This window comes from Streptomyces sp. NPDC058637, assembly GCF_042717325.1.
GTDB lineage: Bacteria > Actinomycetota > Actinomycetes > Streptomycetales > Streptomycetaceae > Streptomyces.
Map to the genome: position 1 here is coordinate 136,314 of NZ_JBHXRD010000016.1, position 19,902 is coordinate 156,215.

General features: G+C 70.3%; 16 protein-coding genes and 2 pseudogenes. 11 read left to right on the forward strand and 7 right to left on the reverse strand.

All coding sequences use genetic code 11. The features are described from left to right. Positions 1 to 163: 163 nt before the first annotated feature. Positions 164 to 963, forward strand: a pseudogene (locus ACFWVP_RS18365) (transposase family protein). A gap of 22 nt (positions 964 to 985) precedes the next feature. Further along, positions 986 to 1,252, forward strand: coding sequence for a transposase (locus ACFWVP_RS18370; RefSeq protein ID WP_384497809.1), 267 nt, complete (start codon positions 986 to 988; stop codon positions 1,250 to 1,252). Between the two features lie 117 nt (positions 1,253 to 1,369). On the opposite strand, the gene ACFWVP_RS18375 is transcribed toward ACFWVP_RS18370, so the two are convergent. Next, positions 1,370 to 1,990 carry a hypothetical protein gene (locus ACFWVP_RS18375; RefSeq protein ID WP_384497811.1) on the reverse strand — a complete coding sequence of 207 codons (621 nt, stop codon included), beginning with the start codon at positions 1,988 to 1,990 and terminating at the stop codon, positions 1,370 to 1,372. 255 nt (positions 1,991 to 2,245) lie between these two features. On the opposite strand from ACFWVP_RS18375, the gene ACFWVP_RS18380 reads away from it, so the two are divergent. Both ACFWVP_RS18380 and ACFWVP_RS18385 read left to right on the forward strand, forming a co-directional pair. Then, entirely contained in the window at positions 2,246 to 2,602 is a 357-nt protein-coding gene (locus ACFWVP_RS18380; RefSeq protein WP_384497813.1) for a PRC-barrel domain-containing protein, read from the forward strand. Positions 2,603 to 2,635: 33 nt separating this feature from the next. Further along, a complete protein-coding gene (locus ACFWVP_RS18385; protein WP_384497815.1) occupies positions 2,636 to 2,800 on the forward strand; it encodes a hypothetical protein in 165 nt (54 codons plus the stop codon). 95 nt (positions 2,801 to 2,895) lie between these two features. On the opposite strand, the gene ACFWVP_RS18390 is transcribed toward ACFWVP_RS18385, so the two are convergent. From ACFWVP_RS18390 to ACFWVP_RS18405, 4 genes are all read right to left on the reverse strand, one after another. Next, on the reverse strand, positions 2,896 to 4,134 hold the full coding sequence (locus ACFWVP_RS18390; protein ID WP_384497890.1) for a PP2C family protein-serine/threonine phosphatase: 1,239 nt from the start codon (positions 4,132 to 4,134) through the stop codon (positions 2,896 to 2,898). Between the two features lie 661 nt (positions 4,135 to 4,795). Next, positions 4,796 to 5,611 carry a hypothetical protein gene (locus ACFWVP_RS18395; RefSeq protein WP_384497817.1) on the reverse strand — a complete coding sequence of 272 codons (816 nt, stop codon included), beginning with the start codon at positions 5,609 to 5,611 and terminating at the stop codon, positions 4,796 to 4,798. Positions 5,612 to 5,791: 180 nt separating this feature from the next. Next, a complete protein-coding gene (locus ACFWVP_RS18400) occupies positions 5,792 to 6,415 on the reverse strand; it encodes an amidase family protein (RefSeq protein ID WP_384497819.1) in 624 nt (207 codons plus the stop codon). 333 nt (positions 6,416 to 6,748) lie between these two features. After that, on the reverse strand, positions 6,749 to 7,816 hold the full coding sequence (locus ACFWVP_RS18405; RefSeq protein ID WP_384497821.1) for an Lrp/AsnC family transcriptional regulator: 1,068 nt from the start codon (positions 7,814 to 7,816) through the stop codon (positions 6,749 to 6,751). Positions 7,817 to 8,027: 211 nt separating this feature from the next. Here ACFWVP_RS18405 and ACFWVP_RS18410 point away from each other — a divergent pair, with 211 nt between their 5' ends. The 6 genes from ACFWVP_RS18410 (at position 8,028) to ACFWVP_RS18435 (ending at position 16,566) form a co-directional block, all read left to right on the forward strand. Continuing rightward, on the forward strand, positions 8,028 to 9,596 hold the full coding sequence (locus ACFWVP_RS18410; protein ID WP_384497823.1) for an ABC transporter substrate-binding protein: 1,569 nt from the start codon (positions 8,028 to 8,030) through the stop codon (positions 9,594 to 9,596). Beyond that, positions 9,596 to 10,591, forward strand: a complete 996-nt coding sequence (locus tag ACFWVP_RS18415; RefSeq protein ID WP_384497825.1) for an ABC transporter permease — start codon at positions 9,596 to 9,598, stop codon at positions 10,589 to 10,591. The genes ACFWVP_RS18410 and ACFWVP_RS18415 overlap by 1 nt, the downstream gene beginning before the upstream one ends. Next, a complete protein-coding gene (locus ACFWVP_RS18420) occupies positions 10,591 to 12,429 on the forward strand; it encodes a dipeptide/oligopeptide/nickel ABC transporter permease/ATP-binding protein (RefSeq protein WP_384497827.1) in 1,839 nt (612 codons plus the stop codon). Before ACFWVP_RS18415 ends, ACFWVP_RS18420 begins: the two co-directional genes overlap by 1 nt. Beyond that, positions 12,426 to 13,217 (forward strand): ABC transporter ATP-binding protein, encoded by a 792-nt coding sequence (locus ACFWVP_RS18425; protein ID WP_384497829.1) that lies wholly within the window; start codon positions 12,426 to 12,428, stop codon positions 13,215 to 13,217. The genes ACFWVP_RS18420 and ACFWVP_RS18425 overlap by 4 nt, the downstream gene beginning before the upstream one ends. Next, positions 13,214 to 14,455, forward strand: coding sequence for an amidohydrolase (locus ACFWVP_RS18430; protein ID WP_384497830.1), 1,242 nt, complete (start codon positions 13,214 to 13,216; stop codon positions 14,453 to 14,455). Before ACFWVP_RS18425 ends, ACFWVP_RS18430 begins: the two co-directional genes overlap by 4 nt. Positions 14,456 to 15,366: 911 nt before the next feature. After that, positions 15,367 to 16,566 (forward strand): PP2C family protein-serine/threonine phosphatase, encoded by a 1,200-nt coding sequence (locus tag ACFWVP_RS18435; RefSeq protein ID WP_384497832.1) that lies wholly within the window; start codon positions 15,367 to 15,369, stop codon positions 16,564 to 16,566. Between the two features lie 332 nt (positions 16,567 to 16,898). On the opposite strand, the pseudogene ACFWVP_RS18440 reads toward ACFWVP_RS18435, so the two are convergent. After that, positions 16,899 to 17,138 (reverse strand): annotated as a pseudogene (locus ACFWVP_RS18440) (MerR family transcriptional regulator); the annotation flags it as partial. Between the two features lie 1,272 nt (positions 17,139 to 18,410). On the opposite strand from ACFWVP_RS18440, the gene ACFWVP_RS18445 reads away from it, so the two are divergent. Continuing rightward, positions 18,411 to 18,650, forward strand: a complete 240-nt coding sequence (locus ACFWVP_RS18445) for a hypothetical protein (protein WP_384497833.1) — start codon at positions 18,411 to 18,413, stop codon at positions 18,648 to 18,650. A 169-nt stretch (positions 18,651 to 18,819) separates the two neighbouring features. Here the strand turns inward: ACFWVP_RS18445 and ACFWVP_RS18450 are convergent, their stop codons facing one another. Further along, on the reverse strand, positions 18,820 to 19,851 hold the full coding sequence (locus ACFWVP_RS18450; RefSeq protein ID WP_384497835.1) for a hypothetical protein: 1,032 nt from the start codon (positions 19,849 to 19,851) through the stop codon (positions 18,820 to 18,822). Positions 19,852 to 19,902: the final 51 nt, after the last annotated feature.

Consider the following 19,902-nt stretch of genomic DNA (forward strand, 5'->3'; position numbering starts at 1 on the left):
CCAGGTCGGTCAAGCGCTCAGCCGAGTTACTTGTCGGGACGAAGCAATGAGCGTTTTCAGAGCGGCCACCGGTCGGGTGACGGCGGTGAGGCCGCAACGCACGCGGCACCCGTGCCGTTGAGGGAGATGTTCGAAGTCTCAACTCATCAGCGCAGGTGCCTCGTTGGTTGCCTATCCTGCCGCACTCGACTTGCCTCATGCGCTGGTCGAGTGGGTCACGATGCTCATCGTCACCCGCGAGGGTGAACGCCGCTGCAAGCTTCCGCCGCACAAGCGCGCGCTCATCGCTCTGGTGTACCTGCGTAAGCACGACACCCTGGCCCAAGTCGCGGCGGCCTTCGACATATCGGTCGGCACCGCGACACCCTGGCCCAAGTCGCGGCGGCCTTCGACATATCGGTCGGCACCGCCCACGCCTACACCACCGCGGTCATCGACCTCCTGGCCGACCGGTCACCGGGCCTGCTGAAGGTTCTGCGGGAGACCGACCCTGAGTACGTGCTGCTCGACGGGACGCTCGCCGAATGCGACCGGGTGGGCGACGGCCAGGCCGACTACTCGCACAAGCACCGCCGCCACGGCGTGAACGTGCAGGTCGTGACCGACCCAGCCGGCCAAGTCCTGTGGATCTCACCGGCTCTGCCCGGCCGGTGTCACGACCTGACCGCGGCCCGCAACCACCGGATCATCCGGATCTGCGAACGCCAGGGCGTCCCCATCCTGGCCGACCGCGCCTATACCGGCGCCGGGCCCTGGGTCACCACCGGCCGCAGACGCCCACCCGGCGGCCAGCTGACGCCGACAGAACGGACGGTCAACCGGGCACTGGCCACGTCCCGTGCTCCTGTCGAACGCGGTATGGCGCGACTCAAGTCCTGGCGAATCTTCCGTAGATCGCGATGCAGCCCGAACCGCATGGCGTCAATCGGCAAAGCCGTCCTCACCCTGGAGAGGCAATGCTGAAAACGCTCAATGATCACGGTTCATGGGTCGGGGGGATCTCACGGACGAGCAGTGGGCGACGCTGGAGCCGTTGTTGCCGAAGAGGGTGCAGGCAGGGCGGCCGCCTGCCTGGTCCCGGCGGCGACTGATCGACGGCATACGGTTCCGGGTCCGGACCGGTGTTCCGTGGCGGGACGTACCCGTTGGGTATGGGCCGTGGGGCCGGGTCTGCGACTTGTTCCGCCGGTGGCGGCGGGACGGCACAGGAGCAGGGCCGCGCAGGCACTGCTGCGCCGCCCTGCTCCGCTGAGGCGCGGGGCCGGTGCCCCTAGGCCCGGAACTTCCTGACCTCGGTTGCTGCAGGCGTCGTGGTGCTCGGACGCCGCGTACCCTGCACGGCTGTCGTGCGGCTTGGAGGAGCAGACGGTCAGATGCTCGTCCAGGCGTCGACGAAAGCCTGCCGCCCAGCCGGATCGTCCCATCTGAGGTCAGCATGCAGGACGCGCCAGGCGGTGAGCTCAAGATCTCGGAGCCACAATTCTCCGATGACCTGCGTCTTGAGGTCGGGAAGATGGTCGGACTCGACGAGGGCTTGACCGATCACCTCCCCGGCTGCGACGCGCTGGGGCGGGGTCATCTCATCGACAGCCGAGAGGATCTGTCGGGCCAGGGCGGATCCCTCTCCTGCCAGGGAACGCAGCACCAGAGCCTTGATGTTGACGGGTAGCAGGTACGCGGTGCCCGAGGACCTCCACAGGTCCGACCAGAAGCGTTCTCCTGCCTCGGTGGGGGCAGGTAGCGCGGCCAGCAGGCCGAGGAGACGGCCGGTGGCCGCATAGCCGTCGGAGTGGGCAGCCGCGACGACTGCGATGCCGGCGACTCCCTCCACACTGAGGTGGCCGGCTTCGAGATGCGGAGCCAGACCCAACTGGTGTTCCAATTGGTCTGCGAGTGTGCTCGATACATGGGGGCGGACCTCAGGAAGCATCGGCGATCCTTGCGCGTAGGCGAGCGGAGATGCCCGTTCGGGAGCCTTGATCGTTCCCATTACCAGCCGATGTACTCGGGTTTCGGCGGACTCTGTCGGCGGCAGGATCAACAGGAATCGACGCGGCGGCCGATCAGCCCATGTCGGCGGCGTGTGAACAGTTCTGGAGGCCGACCTCCCGGATTGCCGCCCGGGTGAGGTCTCCTCACACGACCGCATGATTACCAGAGTGTGACGCCCCGTAGGGAGGTAAGGAGGGAGGAGCGAGACATGGACGACAGCGGTCTTCAGCCGACCTGCGACAGAGGGGGCCCCGTGTTCGAGGCGCAAGACATCAGGGAATGGCGAGGCCACGACGTGGTTGACCGCGAGCGCCACAAGATCGGCGTCCTGGAGGCGGTCTACGTCGACACGGCCACAGACCAGCCCGCGTTCGCGACGGTTACGGTCGGCCTGCCGACCCGGCACCGGCTGGTGTTCGTCCCCCTGGGCGACGCGACGGTCGGTCCCGGCTATCTGAAGGTCGCCTACGACAAGAAGCAGGTCAAGGAAGCGCCCTCGATCGGCACGGACGGCGAACTGTTCGCGGAGGACGAGAAGACGGTCTTCGCGCACTACGAGCTCGCCTACCGAGCGGGCGCGGGAGGCGAACGCCGCCTCGCCCGTCGCTGAGGCCCCCGACCACGCACCCATGAGGTGACGCCAATGGCTCTCTTCCTCCTGCTGCTCGTTGTGACCGTCGTACTCGGCATCATCGGTGTGGCGAAGGGCCTGTTCTACCTGTTGATCATCGGCCTGGTAGTTCTGGTCGCCGACTTCATCCTCCTCGGCCTGCGCCTGGGCCGCCGCCGCAGGCACCTGCCCCGGTGACGCCGCCGCAGGCACCTGCCCCGGTGACGCGGTCACCCGGGGAAGCCCCCTGCGCCCCGGGAACCGGCCGCAGCGGGGTGTCGGACGTCGTCGAGTCAGCGCCCAGGAGCGGTCCGCCCCGTCCGCGACGGGGCGGAGGCGTCGGCGAGGTCAGCGCCGGTGTCCGCGTAGCGCCGGGAGTGGCCGACGCCGTGCCAGTCCAGGCACATGACGGTCGCGTCGTCCTGCAGGTGACCGCGGTTGGCGTCAACGACCATCGCGATGAGGGTACGGGCGGTCTCACGGGGATGCAGCGCGCGGGTGCGGACGATCAGGTCCGACAGATCGAGGCTGTTGGCGTTGCGCTCGAGCATGCCGTCGGTCAGCATCACCAGCCTGTCACCCGGCCGCAGGTCCAGCGACTGGACCCGGTAGCTGTGAGGGACGTCCAGGCCGAACGGCATATCGATCTGCGGAGTGATCTCCCGTACCACTCCGTCCCGCATCAGCAGCGGCCAGGGGTGCCCGGCGTTGATGAACTCGGTCTTGCCGTCGATCAGGCTGATACGCAGGAGCTGGCCGGTGACGTAGCCCCGTCGACCGTGCTCGCGCATGGCCTCATCGGCCTGACGGGCCTGTTCGGCGAGGTCGGCCCCAGCCCGCCGCGCCCGGCGCAGGGCTCCCACCAGGAGAGTGGCCAGTAGCGCGGCGCCGACGTCGTGGCCCATGGCATCTGTGACGGAGAGCTGGACCGCGTCCCGGTCGATCACGTAATCGAAGGTGTCACCCCCGACGTGGTCGGCCGGCTCGAGGGCCCCGGCCACCGCGAACTGCGCCGCCTCACAAGCCAGCGACGCCGGGAGCAACCGGTGCTGGATCTCCGCGGCCAGACTCAGCGGGATGGTGCGGCGGCCCCACTGGTACACGTCGGTGAAGGACCGGTTCGCGATCACGATGTACGCCAGGGCGTGTGCGGTCTCGCCGATCTCCCGCATCACCTCCGCGTCGGGCGCCGCGAACAGGAACAGTTCCAGGAGCCCGATGGCGTCCCCGCGGTTGGTCACCGGGGCGACGATCCGCACCAGCGAGCCGTCGAACCTCTCCTCCACGCCCGGCTGCTGGGTGCGGATCACGTCGTCGTAGAGGGTGCCGCGCAGCGTGATGCGACGGGCGGGCTCATTGGTCTCGACACTGCCGGCCGCCCCCAGCCGTACGACCGAGCCGCCGGTGAAGTCGGTGATCAGGAATGAGACCGACGCGGCCCCGAGGCGCTCCTTGAGCAGGCGTGCGACCACGTCGAGGGACTCCACGGGCGCCGCGGTCTCCGCCGCCATCAGTGTCTCCGCCAAGGTCAGCGCTCTGCCCAGGCCGCCCCCGTTCTCGGGAGTACGGGAGGGCTGGTCACGGTCCCCGTCAGGCCCGCATACGGTCACGGTGACTCCTCGCTGCTCGCGGCGTTCATGATGGGCGCTGGGCCGATGCCGGGCTTGATGCCGGGCAAAGTCAGAGCCCCTGAACGATATTCCTGTCGGCCGACGGACGAGAAGTGGGGTCCTACGGAGCCGGATCCGCAGAATGCGTATGACCTGAATTTCTCCCGGTTCTCAGTGGGAGGGGCATCTTTTCGATGACCACCTGCGGTTCTCTGTTTCAGGGGCGGTTCTCGTCCCCGTGTGCAGTGGGTCGAGCGGACGGATCGATCCTTGAGGGGTGCCTGACCTGAGACTTCATGGGGGAGGCACTTGCGTCGGCGACGCCCGTAGGGTCTCGTTCGAAGATTTTCGACGCGCTCGGATGACGCTCGCAGCCTTACAATTCCCGGCAAGGCCACCGGTAGCGGTCGGACGAAGGCCGAGGGGATCACCTCGCCACCGCTGAGGCAGCGCACCGGGTCGTCAGGGGTTTCCCATTGGACGCGCGAGGTGGCCTGGGTGCTGTTCCGAGGCGCACTCCGGCGAGTGCCACCTGCCGCTGCGATATCCCTGGTCCTGATTCCCCGCACGGGACCGGCACTGCTCAGGGCCGGTCGTTGCGGTGCCCGCGCCCGCGGCCCGAGCGGTCTTCGTCCGACGTGGGGGAGCCACCGGCCTCGCCGTTCTGCTCGTACTGCGTACGGTCCAAATCCCCGCGCCCGCGGTCGCCGCTGTCCGTCTCCCTGGCCGGGACCGGTCGGCCGCGCGGTGCCTGCTGCTGCCGTGCAAACCGTTGCGGTGTGCCGCCTCCCGGTGCGGTTTGTCGGGCCGAACCGGTGCCGGTGGCGGCGGGCCGCATGTCCTCGGCGCTGTTTCGGCCGGCCGCGTCCGCTGTGTCCCGGTCTCGGGCGGCCATGCCGTACGGACGGTCCGTCGCAGCGCCGTGGCGATCCCGGTCTTCGTCGTGCACCGCGTCCCGCTCCTGCTGTTGTTGCTCGTGGCGCGCCTTCCGCACGGCCCGGCGCTCGCGGCCACCCATGACGACCGACCCGATCAGCATGAGGAGACCGCCGAGCAGGGCGAGTCCCACCCCGCTGCCGAGCCCGTTGCTGTCTCCCGTGACCGTCAGGCCGCCCTCGGCCTGCCCCTGCCGGACCATCCAGAGGATGGCGAACCCGAGGGTGATGATTCCGGCGACGAGGACCAACAGTCGCGATCGAAACACCACCCCGAGGAGTGTGAGGACCGCACCGACGAGGAGGGGCAGGAACATGGACGCGAACAGTCCCGCGCCCGAGTCCGTCACGCCGGCTCCGGTGAACAGTTCCCAGACCCGGAAGTCGTGTCCGAGCCGGCCGTTGTACCAACTGCGGAATGGCGCCAAGAGGGCCGCGGCAGCGCCGACGACTGCCAAGATCATTCCAATGGTGTTGCGGATACCCCGTTCCATGCCGCGACCTCCCGGCAAATCGGATCGGTGCACGCAGGAGACCCACATGCCGTGTCTCTTCCCCTCAGCGACGCTACGCTCGTCCCGTACGCCACGCCACGCGGCGATGCCCGCAGGTCCGTGCAGACCATGGCGGCCTGATCGAACTGCCTACCCGTCGGCATCGGAAGAACTCGCGGTCCGCGTCCCCAGCCCCCAGACGTCCCGCTCCGGCGAGGTCCAGGCGCTCTGTTGACCGTGACGCTCATATGGCGCTCGGGTTCTGGAAGGGAACGCGTCGATGAGACCGAGGCTCGGTCGGCCGTCGTCGCCTCGGGGAAGATCATCGACTTGGCGAGGATCAGCCGCGTCCGTCGGGACGCTCCCGTTGGACGGGCCGATCCCGTCCGCCGCCCCGGGACGACCGGGGGTGAAGTCTGGGTTCCAGGGGTTGCGGGTGATGCCCCACATGCGGGAGTGCGTGTAGGTGCTGAGGGAGAACTCCGGGGTCGCCGTGCGGGCGTGGATGATGCCGCCCGCGCCGAGGACGCGGTCGATCACGGGGGCGTTCTCCGTGGCGATGCGGCCCTTGTGGGCGAGGGAACCTTCGGTCAGGGTGCGGCCCAGGATGGCGTGCTGCTCCTTGGCCGCGACCGGGACGCCGTCCAGCGGACGGGCGGCCAGGCCGTCCTTGCCGAGGTAGCGGGCCTCGGCGTGCCGGGCCTGTTCCAGGGCCTGGTCGAAGAGCCGCTCGGTGAGGCAAGGCGTTGATGCGCGGTTCGACCTTCTCCGCACGCTCGACGACGGCCCGCATGAGTTCGACGGGCGACAGCGCACGGCGGGCGAAGAGCTGGAGGGCATTGGTGGGGCTGAGGCGGACGAGGTCATCGCAGGCGGGGGTGCGGCTGGGCATGGGCGTGGCGTCCTTCCCGTGCGGAGGTGAGGCCGGCCGGTCGGTCGGCTGTCGTCCGGCGGTGGTGTCAGCCTCAGGGACCGGCCCCATCCGGCCTGCGGATTGCATGAATTCGCCAGGACCGGGGGTGGTGTGCCGGAAAGCGCAGCTGCGGGCTCGGGTAGGAGCGACTCGGTCGGGACCTTGAGGGAGGGGGCGGTTCGGACGGGGGTGGTTCAGGCGATCGGGTGCCACGGGTCGACCGGGACGCAGCCGGTGCTGCGGCCGTCGTCACCGAGCAGGCGGCCCATGCGCTTGATCCAGCGCAGGTTCACGGCCCGGTTGCGTACGCGCACGGAGGTGATCCGCGCGGCGGCCTGGACCTCGTAGCGACCGAGGTCGTCCAAGGCATGCAGCCACACCACGCTCAGCAGGTTCGCCTCGGCGGACACCGACGCCGCCATACGAGTGTTCCGCAGACGGCTCAATTCGTCGCCCGCCGCCATGAGCTGGGCGGGCGGCACGGACATCCACAGCGTCGCCGAGCTGCGCCAGCCCGCGTACAGGTGGGCGGCGTCGCAGCGCATTACCGCTCTGCCGCCTTGGAGCAGAGAGTGCAGCGACCGTCGCACCGTTGACTCCGGACGGCCCAGTTCGGTGGCGATCGAGGTGACGGAGCGGCGGCCGTCCTCGGCGAGGACGCGCAGCAGGATGCGGTCCTCGGGCGTGAGCGTGGCCGCGACGGCGGTGTGGGCGGCGCTGTCCTCGGTCTCGGCGAGGTCGCGCCTCTGGTCGCGGGAGAGGGAGTCCATGCGCCACTCGCTGCCGTCCCGGTGCACGTGCTGCACCAGGTGGGTGCGCGTGGCGGTCACCGCCTCGATACGGCCGAGGGACAGTACGTACCCACTCATCAACGACATGGACGCCGTGGCCACCGTCAGGAGTAGGTCGCAGGATCCCGCCACCAGTTCCACGCTCATCGCCTGCGGGTGCCGGGCGAGCTGGTCGGCCAGGGCTTCCCGGGCCTGCGGCACGCACGACACCTCGATCAGGGCGAGGGCGCCGTAGGTGACTTGGGAGGGAGACGCGTAGCAGGTGACCCATGCCTCACCGGAGTCCCGCAGCCGGGACCAGCGGCGGGAGAGCGTTGCCGCGTCCACGCCGAGCGGACGGGCCAGCTGCGCCCAGGGGGCGCGGGGCGCCATCTGCAGGGCGTTGACGAGGGCGAGATCGAGTTCGTCGAGTGTTCCCCGGGACGGGGTGGTGGCGGCCCTGAGGCCGATAGGCCCTGCGGATTCATGCATGCGATCACCTTTCCGATGCGGATTCTTGCAATTGCGGGGTCGGGAGGGAAGTGGCCTGTTCTGTATGCCGCAACAGACCGCAGCACTGCCCGCACTCCCCGGACCTCGGCCTGGTTCAGCCCAGGCCTCATCCAAGTCCCCGTCCCGTGCCAGTCCTTCGCCCCTCCCAGCCCTCGGCCCCTTCTCAGTTCTCAGTCCTGGAGAGTCCTCCATGCCCCGTTCGCGGTTCCTCTCCGGCGCCATCACGGTCGCCGCCACCTCCCTCCTGGCCTCCGCCTGCACCACCGGCCCGACCGGCGGTCCTTCATCGAGCGGCGACAAGGGCCGGGCCACCGTCAAGATCGGATTCACCTCCGACGTCACCTCGTTCGACCCGGCGAGGGGCGCGGGCTCGACGGACTACGCCCTCACGTCGTTGCTGTACCAGCCGCTGATCGGCCTGGACGACGGCGGTACGTTCGTCGCCGGTCTCGCCGACACCTGGACGTCCACGCCGACGAAGACCTCGCTGACTTTGAAGAAGGGCCTGACCTGCTCCGACGGGTCGACGCTCACCGCCTCGCAGGTCGTCGCCTCGCTGAAGCGCTACCGGGCGAACTCGGCCGGTGCCCTGCTCACCTTCGGCGCCGCGAACACGGGGGAGAAGACCACGATCACCGGCGACGACGCGGCCGGCACCGTCACCATCGCCACCACCACCCCGTGGGGCGAGGTCCTCGCCGGCCTGTCCGGCACCGCCGCCGGGATCGTCTGCAAGGCCGGCCTCGACGCGGGCGCCGCCGCGCTCGCCCAGGGCGCCGTCAAGGGCGCGGCCACCGGACCGTACGAAATGGTGACGGCACGGCGTGGCGCCTCGTACGAACTGCGGCTGCGCAAGGGATTCAAGGCGTATCCGCGGTTCGCCTCGATGCCCGCGGGGGACCCGGCCGACCGCCTGCGCGTCCAGATCTCGAAGAACGAGTCGACCCTCGCCAACCAGCTGCAGACCGGCGCCCTCGACCTGGTCCCCCTCACCGGCACGGACGCCACGCGGTTCACGGGCAACGACACGTTCACGGTCAGATCCGCGCCGTTCATCCGCAACTACATCGCCTTCAACCAGCGCCCCGGGCGCCCGGGCGCCGATCCGAAGGTCCGCAAGGCGATCGCGCAGGCGGTCAGCGTCAAGGCGTTCAACAACGTCTTCGGCGGCACCGGACAGCCCCTCACCTCGTACGTGGACGAGAAGGCGGCGTGCGTCTCCACCGACGGCTCCCTGCTGACCAGGACGGACACGGCTGCGGCGAAGCAGGTCCTGAAGGGCGTCGACATCAAGCTGGAGGGGTCCAACGCGGTCGCCGGCGGCGCAGGCAACTCCTATGTCGCCGAGGCCCTGCGCGCCGCCGGCTCCGAGGTGAAGCTCACCAACGCCGACAACGCCACCTGGGCCACCGACGTCACCGCCGACCAGGGCGACTGGGACGCCACAGTCTTCCCGCTGATCAGCGGCACCCTGGCGCGCGGTGGCAGCTACTTCCTGGGCCCCGAACCAGCCAAGGGCGGCCTCAACTACGGCGCGGTGAAGAACGCGGCCTACGCCGAGAACTATGTCGCCGCCACCTCCACCACGGACCGCAACGCCAAGTGCGCCGCCTGGCAGAAGGCCCAGGAGGCGCTGCTCAAGGCCAACGACGTGATCCCGCTGGCCACGGTCGACGTGCACTACGTCGCCCGCAAGGGCGTCTCCTTCGCCATGCCGGGCGGGTCCCTCTCCGTCTCCACGCTCAGGGTCACCGGCTGATGGCGGCGGCATCGGCCGTCGGGACGGCCGCGGGGGCCGGGCGCTCGGCGCGGCTCGGCCCCTGGGGCACCTTCCTCGTCCGGCGTCTCGTCGGGCTCACCGCCGTCGCGGTCACGCTCGTCGCCGGCACGTTCCTGATGGTGCAGCTCATCCCGGGCGACCCGGCGCGCGTGGTCGCCGGCGCCGAAGCGACCCCCGCCGACGTGGAGCTTGCCCGCCGCGACCTCGGCCTGGACCAGCCGCTGCTCGTACGGTTCGGCACGTACGCGAGCGGTCTGCTCCGCGGCGACATGGGCACCTCCTTCCAGACGCAGGAGCCCGTGGCCGAGATCATCGCCGGCCGCCTGCCGTTCACCGCCGAGATCGCGCTCCTCTCCGTCCTCGTGGTGCTGGCGCTCGCCGTGCCGATCGGACTGGCCGCCGCGGCACGTGGCAGCCGCCGCACCGACGCTTCGTTCACCTTCGTCACCGGGACGGTCGGCGCCACACCCGAGTACATCATCGGCACCCTCCTCGTCCTCGGTTTCGCCATCAAGCTGGGCTGGTTCCCGGCTGCGGGCGCCGAGACCCTCGTGTCGATGGTGCTCCCCATCGCCGCCCTGGTGCTGCCGGCCACCTGCGTCATGGCCCGCATCGTGCGCAGCGAGGCCACCCACGTCCTTGCCCAGGACTACATGCGGACCGCGCGGGGCCGCCGCCTGCCGCCCCTGCGCCTGTACGCCCGGCACGCCCTGCCCAACCTGCTGACCGCCACGCTCACCCTCGGCGGGCTGATCCTCGCCGGGCTGCTCGGCGGCACGGTCGTCGTCGAGTCCGTCTTCGCCTGGCCCGGCATCGGGCAACGCGTCGTGGAGGCGCTCCTCGTCCGCGACTACCCCCTCATACAGGGCTGCGTCCTGATCCTGGGGTTGCTCGCCGCCCTGCTCAATCTGCTTGTCGACATCGTCCTCGCGGTGCTCGACCCCCGCACCCTGGCTGGAAGGGGAGTCCGCTGATGCGCCGAATTCGGTGGAACGCGCCCCTGGTCGTGTCCCTCGCCGGCCTCGGGCTGATCGTCGTCCTCGGCGTCGTCGCGCCCCTTCTGCTGGAGGAGGAGGCGACCGCGCTGAGTGGTACCGCCCGCGCGCACGTGAGCGCCGGACACTGGCTCGGCACCGACGTGCTCGGCCGCGACGTACTGGCGCGGACGCTGGTCGCCACCCGGCTCACCCTGGAGATGACCCTCGCCGCGACCGCGATCGCCGCGGTCGCCGGCATCCTGCTCGGCACCGGCGTCTGGGTGTCGGGACGGCGCGTCCGCGAGCTGGGCCTGCGCCTGATCGACGTGATGATCTCCTACCCGGCGCTCATCCTCGCGCTGGTGATCGCCACGGTCCTCGGCACCGGGCCCGTCGCCTCCGTCCTCGCGATCGGCCTGGGCGGCGCCCCCGCCTTCGCCCGCCTCACGGCGAACATGGCTGCCTCCGTGGCGCAGCGCGACTTCGTGACGCAGGCCCGCCTGATGGGCGTACCGCCGTACCGCGTGCTCGTCAGGCACCTCCTGCCGAACATCTCCGGGCCGCTGCTGGTACTGCTGTCGGTGGCCTTCGCGAACGTGCTCGTCGCCCTGTCCGGCCTCTCCTTCCTGGGAGTCGGCGTGCAGGCACCGGACTACGACTGGGGCGCGCTGCTCAACTCCGGCCTGCAGTCCCTCTACACCAACCCCGCCGAGGCGATCGGCCCGGCGGTGGCCATCACCGTCACCGGCGTCCTCGCGGGCTTCGTCGGCGACGGCCTCGCCGCAGCGCTCGATCCCCGCGGTGGGAGGGCGAAGGCCGCAGCGGTACGTCCCACCGCCGTGGCCACACCCTCGCATCGGGCTCCCGCCGACGCCCTGGTGACGGTGGACGGCCTGGCCGTCGTCCTGCCGGACGGCACCCGTCTCGTCGACGACGTCTCCTTCCACGTCATGCCCGGCGAAGTCGTCGGCCTGGTAGGGGAGTCCGGCTCCGGCAAGTCGTTGACGGCCATGAGCGTGGCCCGGCTCCTGCCGGAGGGGCTGTCCGCCCACGCCGCGGAACTTACCCTGGACGACCTCGATATGGCTGACCCCGAAGCCGATCCCAAGCGTCTGGCGACCGAGTTCGGCATCGTCTTCCAGGACCCGTCGTCCTCCTTCAATCCCGCGCTGCGGATGAGCGGTCAGCTCACCGAAACACTCCGCGTGCACCAAGGTGTGCGCGGGGCCGATGCGGACCGGCGGGCGGTCGAGGCGCTGGAGCAGGTACGGATCAAGGAACCCGCCCGGGTCATGAAGCAGTATCCGCACGAGCTGTCCGGCGGCATGCGGCAGCGCGCGATGATCGCCGCCGCGCTGCTGCCCGGACCGCGGCTGATCATCGCCGACGAACCGACCACCGCCCTCGACGTGACCGTCCAGGCCGAAGTCCTCGACGTCCTGAAGGACATCAACCACCGGCGTGGCACGAGCGTGCTCCTGATCTCCCACGACATCGGTGTCGTGGGCACGGTGTGCCACCGGGTCGTGGTGATGTACGCGGGACGTGTCGTTGAGGAACTGTCCGCGGCCGACCTGCGGGCGGGCCGCGCCCGGCACCCGTACACGCGGGCGCTGCTGGCCGCGAGCCCGCGACTGCGGGACACCGGCAGCGGGGAACGCGCACCGCTCGCCACGATCCCGGGCCGCCCGCCGGCTCCCGCCGCCCGGCCGACCGGTTGCGCCTTCGCCGACCGGTGCCCCGTGGTCCTCGACACGGTCTGCGCGACCGAACGACCGCGTCCGACCGACGGCGTGGCCTGCCATGCCGCACTCCAGGAGGTACAGGCCGGATGACCTCATCCCCTCACAAGCTGGCCGTTGAGGCACTGACCGTCGCCTTCGGTCACGGCCGGCGTGCGAGAACGGTGCTGCACGGCGTGTCCACCGGGGTCCGGGTGGGGCAGACCCTGGGCCTGGTCGGCGAGTCCGGCTCCGGAAAGTCGACCATCGCCAAGGCGATCGTCGGCACCCACCCCGCCAGGTCGGGCCGCATCCTCCTCGACGGAGAGGACCTCACCGGCCTCGGGCGCAAGGAACTCGCCGCCGTGCGCCGTCGGGTGCAGCTCGTCTCCCAGGACCCGTACGCTTCGCTCAACCCGCGCATGACGATCGGTGAGGCCATCGCCGAGGCCGTCGACCCCGTGCGGGCGGACGCCAGGAAACACGCGGCGACGGTCGAGCGGTGGCTGGAGACCGTGGCGCTGGACGGCTCCGCGGCCGAAAGGTACCCACACGAGTTCTCCGGCGGGCAACGCCAGCGCATCGCAGTCGCCCGTGCTCTCGCCGTGGAACCCGAAGTGCTGATCGCCGACGAGGTCACCTCGGCGCTGGATGCTTCCGTACAGGCCGAGGTGCTCAACCTCCTCGAGGAACTACGGCGATCCCTGTCCCTGACGATGATCTTCATTTCCCACGACCTGGCCGTCGTCCGCCATGTCAGCGACGAGGTCGCTGTCCTGTGTCAGGGCGAACTGGTGGAGCAGGGCCCGGTGCGGGACGTCTACCACGCCCCACAGCACCCCTATACGCGCCGTCTCCTGGCGAGCGTGCCGACATTCGAAGAGAAGGAGGAAGCGGCATGAGCGAACCGACCGCCGTCGCCCGCCTCACGCAGGAGATCACCGCCGGCTTGAAGCCCGCCGCCCTGGAGGACTTCTACCAGGACCTCCACCGCCACCCGGAGCTCGCCTTCCAGGAGCACCGCACCGCCGCGAAGCTCGCCGCGCGGCTGCGGTCGGCCGGCTACGACGTGACGGAGGGCGTCGGCCGTACCGGGGTGGTCGGTGTTCTCGCCCATGGTGACGGCCCGACCGTGTGGCTGCGCGGAGACATGGACGCACTGCCGGTCCAGGAGGCCACCGGTCTCGAGTACGCCTCCACCCTCGACGGCGTGATGCATGCCTGCGGCCACGATCTGCACGTCACGTGGCTCGCCGGAGCCGCCGACACGCTGGCCGAGGCCCGCGGCACATGGTCGGGCACGCTCGTCGTCGTCGGGCAGCCCGCCGAGGAGTCCGGCGGCGGGGCGGCGGCCATGGTCGCCGACGGGCTGCACACCCGCTTCCCCCGCCCCGACGTGGTGCTCGGCCAGCACGTCGCGCCCGGCCTCGCCGGTTTCTACCCGCACACGCCGGGTCTCACCATGTCGGCCTCCGACGACATCGACGTCGTCGTGCACGGCATCGGCGGTCACGGCTCCCGCCCTGAGTCGACGACCGACCCGGTGGTGACGGCCGCCTACATCGTCACGCGCCTGCAGACCGTGGTCTCCCGCGAGGTCGCGGCGGCACACTCGGTGGTCCTGACGGTGGGACAGTTCCATGCCGGTACGAAGCACAACATCATCCCCGCCGAGGCCCGGCTCTCCCTGAACCTGCGCACCCAGGACACGAGTGTGCGGGACCGCGTCCTCAGAGCCGTCCGCCGCATCGTGGAGGGCGAGTGCCGGACCGCCGGCTGCCCGGCCCCGCCGGAGGTCACGGTCCGGCCCGGCTACCCGAACACCGTCAACGACCCCGTCCTTGACGGCGAGATCGCCGCCGTGCACCGCGAACTGTTCGGACTGCCCACGGTGCTCGACTTCGGCCCCGCGATGGGCAGCGAGGACTTCTCCCTCCTCGCGCCCGAGGGCGTGCCCTACGACTTCTGGTACGTGACATCGACCCCGCCCACGGTGTGGGAGGCGGCCCCCGGAGCGGACCTGGCCGAGAAGATCGGCAACGTACCGGGAAACCACAGCCCCCTGTTCGCCCCCGACCTCTCGGTGCTCCTGCCCGGTGTCCGGACACTGGTGTCGGCGGCGCTGAGCCGACTGGGGTGAGCCACCTGGCCACGGCAGGCCTCCCCTGGTTCCCCGGACGTGCTACCCCGGAGACCAGGCCCGTCGATTGCGGACGAATGCCGGGCGTTACAAGAGGACGTTCTTTCGGGTGACAGTCACTACGTGGCCCGTATAGGGGAGAACAGTTCTGGCCGGAGTTCTCGACAGGCCAGGGTTCAACGGGTTCGAGGCGGAAGCCGACGTGTCCGCCGCTGGGCGGGACAGGCCGAGGGAGGTGCCGTGCTCCTCCTGGTTCCGTTGATGGCGCACAGCGACGGGGCGACCAGTGGTCGGACGATCGAGTATCGCTCGCGCCTCGGCAGCTGTCACTCGTGCCGATCCTGTCGATGACCTCGAGGGTGTCCGGGTTCGGACGCGGGCTCTCGGGCCGACGGTTCCGGTGTGGCGGCGTGCGTCGACCTCGATGATCGCGTACTCGGCGAATCGCCCCCTGCCTGAGGAGCCGGAAGGGGCACCAGTATCTGCCCGGTCGCATCGCCTCCGCGCCCAGCTCCCTTCCTCGTGGCCGTCCCCACCGGACAGAACGGTTACCAAGGTCGGCGCGACCTGCAGCGTCCGGACGCATCGTGAGAACCGTCACCGCGGTGACGGCGGAGATGACGTCGCGCCTCGACCGCACCCAGACGGTGGGGGAAGCCGGGCCCGGCACTGCGTACACGTCCCTGTCGACGGGGTGGGAGACTCACGGGGATCGCTGTCCTGGCCGGCCCCTCGCCGAGGGGCCCGGGGTGGGTGCCGGTGTCGCTTCTTCAGGCTTGAGTCCTGTGGTTCCCGGTGGTGTGTGCGTGTGTCGATTCGCGGGCCCGTGTGGTCGTGCGCTGGTGGGGATGAGTCATGGCAGAAGAGGGATATGTCGGCGGCGGCTTCGGGCCTGGGCTGCGGAGACGGGTGTGACGGCGCTCGGCTTGGCGCGGGCGCTGACCGGCCTGCTGGCAGCAAGTCATTCGGCGCCGTTCGAGCAGTTGCCCCTCCTTCTCGACGATGCCGCGAAGGAGGCCGGTGCGGGCGGGGCGCGGCTGTTCGTGGCGGATCTTCAGGAGGAGGTGCTGCGTGAAGTCACCGGCATCGGTCTGAGTGCCGGGAAGGGCGGCGAGGAGTACGGGATCGAGGGCACGCTGCCCGGTCGCACCTACCAGACGGCTGAGATCACGGCGCCGGCCCGTGGCGGGGCGTGCTGGGTGCCGGTGCGGGACGGTGCTGAACGCCTGGGGGTCCTGCTCGTCGAGCCCGGCGAGGGGGACGGGGGCAGGCCCGATGAGGAGGTCATGCGGGCGCTGGCGTCGATGGCCGGGCTGCTGATGACCTCCAAGCGCGCCAACAGCGACTCCCACGCCCGGCTGACCCGCGTCCGGCCGATGGGGATACCGGCGGAACTGCAGTGGAGCATGATGCCGCCGCGGACGTTCTCCGACCGGCGGGTCACGGTCAGCGCCTTCATGGAACCGGCCTACGAGGTGGCCGGAGACGCCTTCGAGTACGCGGTGGCCGAGGACGTCCTGCACCTGGCGGTCTTCGACGCGATGGGTCACGACACCTCCGCCGGCCTGACCGCGGCCCTGGCGATGGCCACCTGCCGCAGCCGTCGCCGCGTCGGCGCCACCATCCCCGAAGCCAGCGCGGCCATCGAGGACACCCTCGTCGAGCAGTTCGGGCACAGCCGCTACGCCACCGGCATCCTCGCCGACCTCGAGCTGGACACCGGGAAATTCAGTTGGGTCAACCGCGGTCACCTGCTGCCGGTGCTGATCCGCGGCGGCCGATGGGCCAGCATCCTTCACTGCCCGCCGGCCGGGCCGATGGGCAGCGGTTTCAACCTGCCGATCACACAGAGCACCGAGCAGCTGGAGCCCGGGGACCGGCTGCTGCTGTTCACCGACGGCATCACCGAAGCCCGTGACGCCGACGGCCGCGAGTTCGGCGTGGAACGCTTCACCGACTTCATCATCCGCCACCACGCCGACAACCTCCCCCTCGACGAGACCCTGCGCCGCCTCATGCACGCCGTCATGGACTACCACCAGGGGCGGCTGGCGGACGACGCCACCGTCCTGTTCTGTGAATGGCACGGCCCGCGCGCCTCGACAGGGTGAAACAGCGACCGCACCGGGGCCACTGCACTGCCGCGACACGGCGTTGGAAGTCCCCTTCAACCGTGCGCCTGTTCATGCGAGGTGCGCAGTGAACCCATGCCCGGATGCCAGGACGGCCAGGACTTGCGGTTCCGTGGTTCGCCACATCGACCTTCCGGCGCGGACAGGCACCACCTGTCGCGCGCGGGTGAGCGCCTGGGGCCGAGCCCGGAGGAAAGCTGCGGACACGGGTGCGGGCAACGGCCTGCCACTGATTCCCAACCCTTACAACCGCCCGCCAGAAGTTCGGACAGCAGCACCGGTTTCCTGAGTCGTTCCTGCCCGGACGCCGTTTCGGCGTTGATGCGCTGGGCTTCCTCCAGCTGGTCTTCGAGGATGACGATGCGGCAGGCGGCCTCGACGGGGGTGCCCTGGTCGACGAGTTCCCGGGCGCGGGTGGCGGTGTGCGGCTGGTAGCGGGAGTAGCGGCGGTGGCCGCCCGCGGAGCGCAGCGGGATGATGAGGCGGGCTTCGCCGATGGCGCGGAGGAAGCCCTGTGTGTGCGGAACACGTTGGAGGGCCCTGGTGCCAATGGCACCAGGGCCCCGAAGGAACTGCTACACCATCTGCCGGCCTCGGTACTACGCCGACCTTCTGTTTCCGCAGACCCGACCAAGATGCTGTCGTCGGGGGTACGGGGATCGCGGTTGCTTGACCGGAGACCACCTCACTATCGATGTCCTGCGGTACCCGGGCCCAAGACTTCCGCCCGGGCGATCCTGATGGCGCTTGGCTCCTTCGTTCTTCCCTCTGGGGTCAATCACTTATCACTGCTGGTGATGCGCACTGCTCTGTGGCCTGCGACAGCGCCACTCTTCGGCAGCCAGCCCCGTCGCCCGTCCTGCGTCTGCTCTGGCTTGGAACCCCACTGCCGAACCTCCCGGTGCGCGCGCCCGCAGCCGACGCCTTCACCGAGGTGCTGCTCACTTCACTTCACTGCTGGGTACTGCGAACTGCACCTACCAAACTGCGGTACTGCTCCGACGGCCCCTGATCACTGCGGGCCACCCGGTCCGGTCGTCAGTCCGTCGCCGTCCTGCGACAACCCTGGCTTCGGAACTCCACCACCGGACCGTCCTGCGCACTGCAACTGCGGTACTGCTGCCGGCAGTTCTTCCTGCCGGGCCCTGTTGATCTCGACTACGAGAGAAACCATAGCTACGCCACTGAGCAATGTCTACTCCGGTCGATATAGATTTACGCGTGTTCGACGGTGAGGTAATCGTCCTCGAACGGTGGTGGGGGGTGGGGCGAACCGGGTTGACGGGCTGCAGCCGGGGCGCAAGCCCCGGACTCACGGGTCCGGGCATCGACGGTCCAGAGACCAGGGGAACCTGATGGACATGATGAGCGTCAACGCCGCAACCCTCCCCGCCGCGACGTGCCGCGACGTCCGTCGCCGACGCACGCGAGAGCACCCGGAACTTCCTCGACGGGCTCCTACCGGCGATTACAGCCGAGTCCCGCGACACCGTGGTCCTGGTCGTCCCGGAACCCGTTACCGATGTCCTGCGTCACGGTGGCGGAACCTGGGCCCGGGAGCTGACCGCGCATCCGGACAGCATCGAGGTGGCCGTTCACGACTCCAGTCCGCAGGCCCCGCGCACGGGCTGATGCGTTCTCAGTCCGCGAGACGAAGCAGGTCGGGTACGTGCTCGGGCCGTGACCGGTCGTGGTCGGCGCCACCGGTGAGGTTCACCCATCCGGCGTGGTGAAGCCGCCCAGCAGCCGCCGGTCAGGGGAGCGCGCGGTGACAGTACGGCCACCTGTGACGCGAAGAAGGTCCAGTCGCGCACCTCCTGGTCGTGGCCCGTGGCTCCTCCGGCGCGCAACTCGCTGCGGAGCTCGGCGCGGGCGGGCACACGGTCTCGCACGTCTCGGCCGACCTCGGCTCGCTGGCCAGCGTCCGCTCGGCCGCCGGCAGGATCCGCGACCGGCTCGACCGCGGTGACCTGCCGCCGCTGTGCGGCTTCGTGGGCAATGCCGGCATGCAGTACACGAACGCGCTGCCTGGCGCGGATCCCGTGCCGGGGCCGGAAAGGTGAGGTGACCTGGGTGAGGTCTCCCGTTCGGGTCGGGCTGAACGAGCGAGCGGGGCCCGGTGCGTGCGGCTGCGCGGCGGAGGGGAGGGCATGGCGGAGCCACGCCGGCCGTCGACAGCCCACCGGGTACACACCGGGCCCCGGGAGCACGGCGCGACCCGGGCGAGAGGTCCTAGCGGTGGGAGTGGCCGCGCAGGCGGGCGCGCAGGAGGTTGGGGTCGGTGGCCGTGGTGTAGGCGGCGCTGAGGACGTACACCTCCTTGCCGCGTACCGCGACAGAGGTGGGGTTCTGGAGTCCGTCGCCGGCGTCCAGGACGGTGGTGCTGGTGCCGTCGGGCCGGATCCGTACGACCTTGTTGGGGGCGTTGAGGGCGGCCAGGACCTCACCGCCCCGGCCGGTGAAGGCGAAGTCGTCGATACCGGCCAGGCCCGTTGCCTTCACGCGCGGGACTCCCGCCCGGTCTCCGTAGCGGATCGGGATGCGCAGGAGTGTGCCCTTGTCGAGGTTGGTCACCCACAGCGCCCCGTCGTGCACCTTCGCGCCGTTGGCTCCGAGGAAGCCGGTCGGCGCGAGCTCGGGTGCGGTCGACCAGGCGGTGGGCCGGCCCCCGGAGAGCGGCACGGTCCACACGGTGCCGAGCACCGAGTCGGTGATGTAGAGCCGCTTGCTGTGCCGGTCCAGGGCCAGGCCGTTGGGCAGGCCGTTCGCGGGCAGGGCGGCGACGCGCTTCGGGGCGCGCCCGGGGCGCAGCCGCCACAAGCCTGTCAGGTCGGCGGTCCCGGTCGCGTACAGCACATATGTGGTGCCGTCCGGAGCGTGGACGAGGCCGGTGGTCAGGGGGAAACCCAGGACGGGCGTGTCGACTCCGCCGTCAGCGGGCTCGGGCAGGGTCGCCAGGACGTCGAGGGAGCCGCGAGGCGTGATCCGGGCGATCTGACGGCCCTTGGCGAAGGTGACGTCCGCCGCGCCGTCGGGCAGCAGAGCGATGTTCTCCGGCATCTGGCCGGCGGCCAGGTCGAAGTGGGAGGTGATCCGTACGTCGCTCAGGAGCTCCGCGGGCGCCGCGGTGCTGTGGGAGAGCGGCGCGGCATAGGTCTTCGCCGGTGCCGCGTGGGCGGGCAGGGCCGCTGCGGAAGCGGTGGCTGCCATCAGGGCGGCCGCCGCGATGATCTTGCTGCTTCGTCGGCTGATGCGCTGGGACATGGGTTCCTTCACTGTTTTCGGGCAGGTGACAGCCGCGCCGCGGCGGTGCCG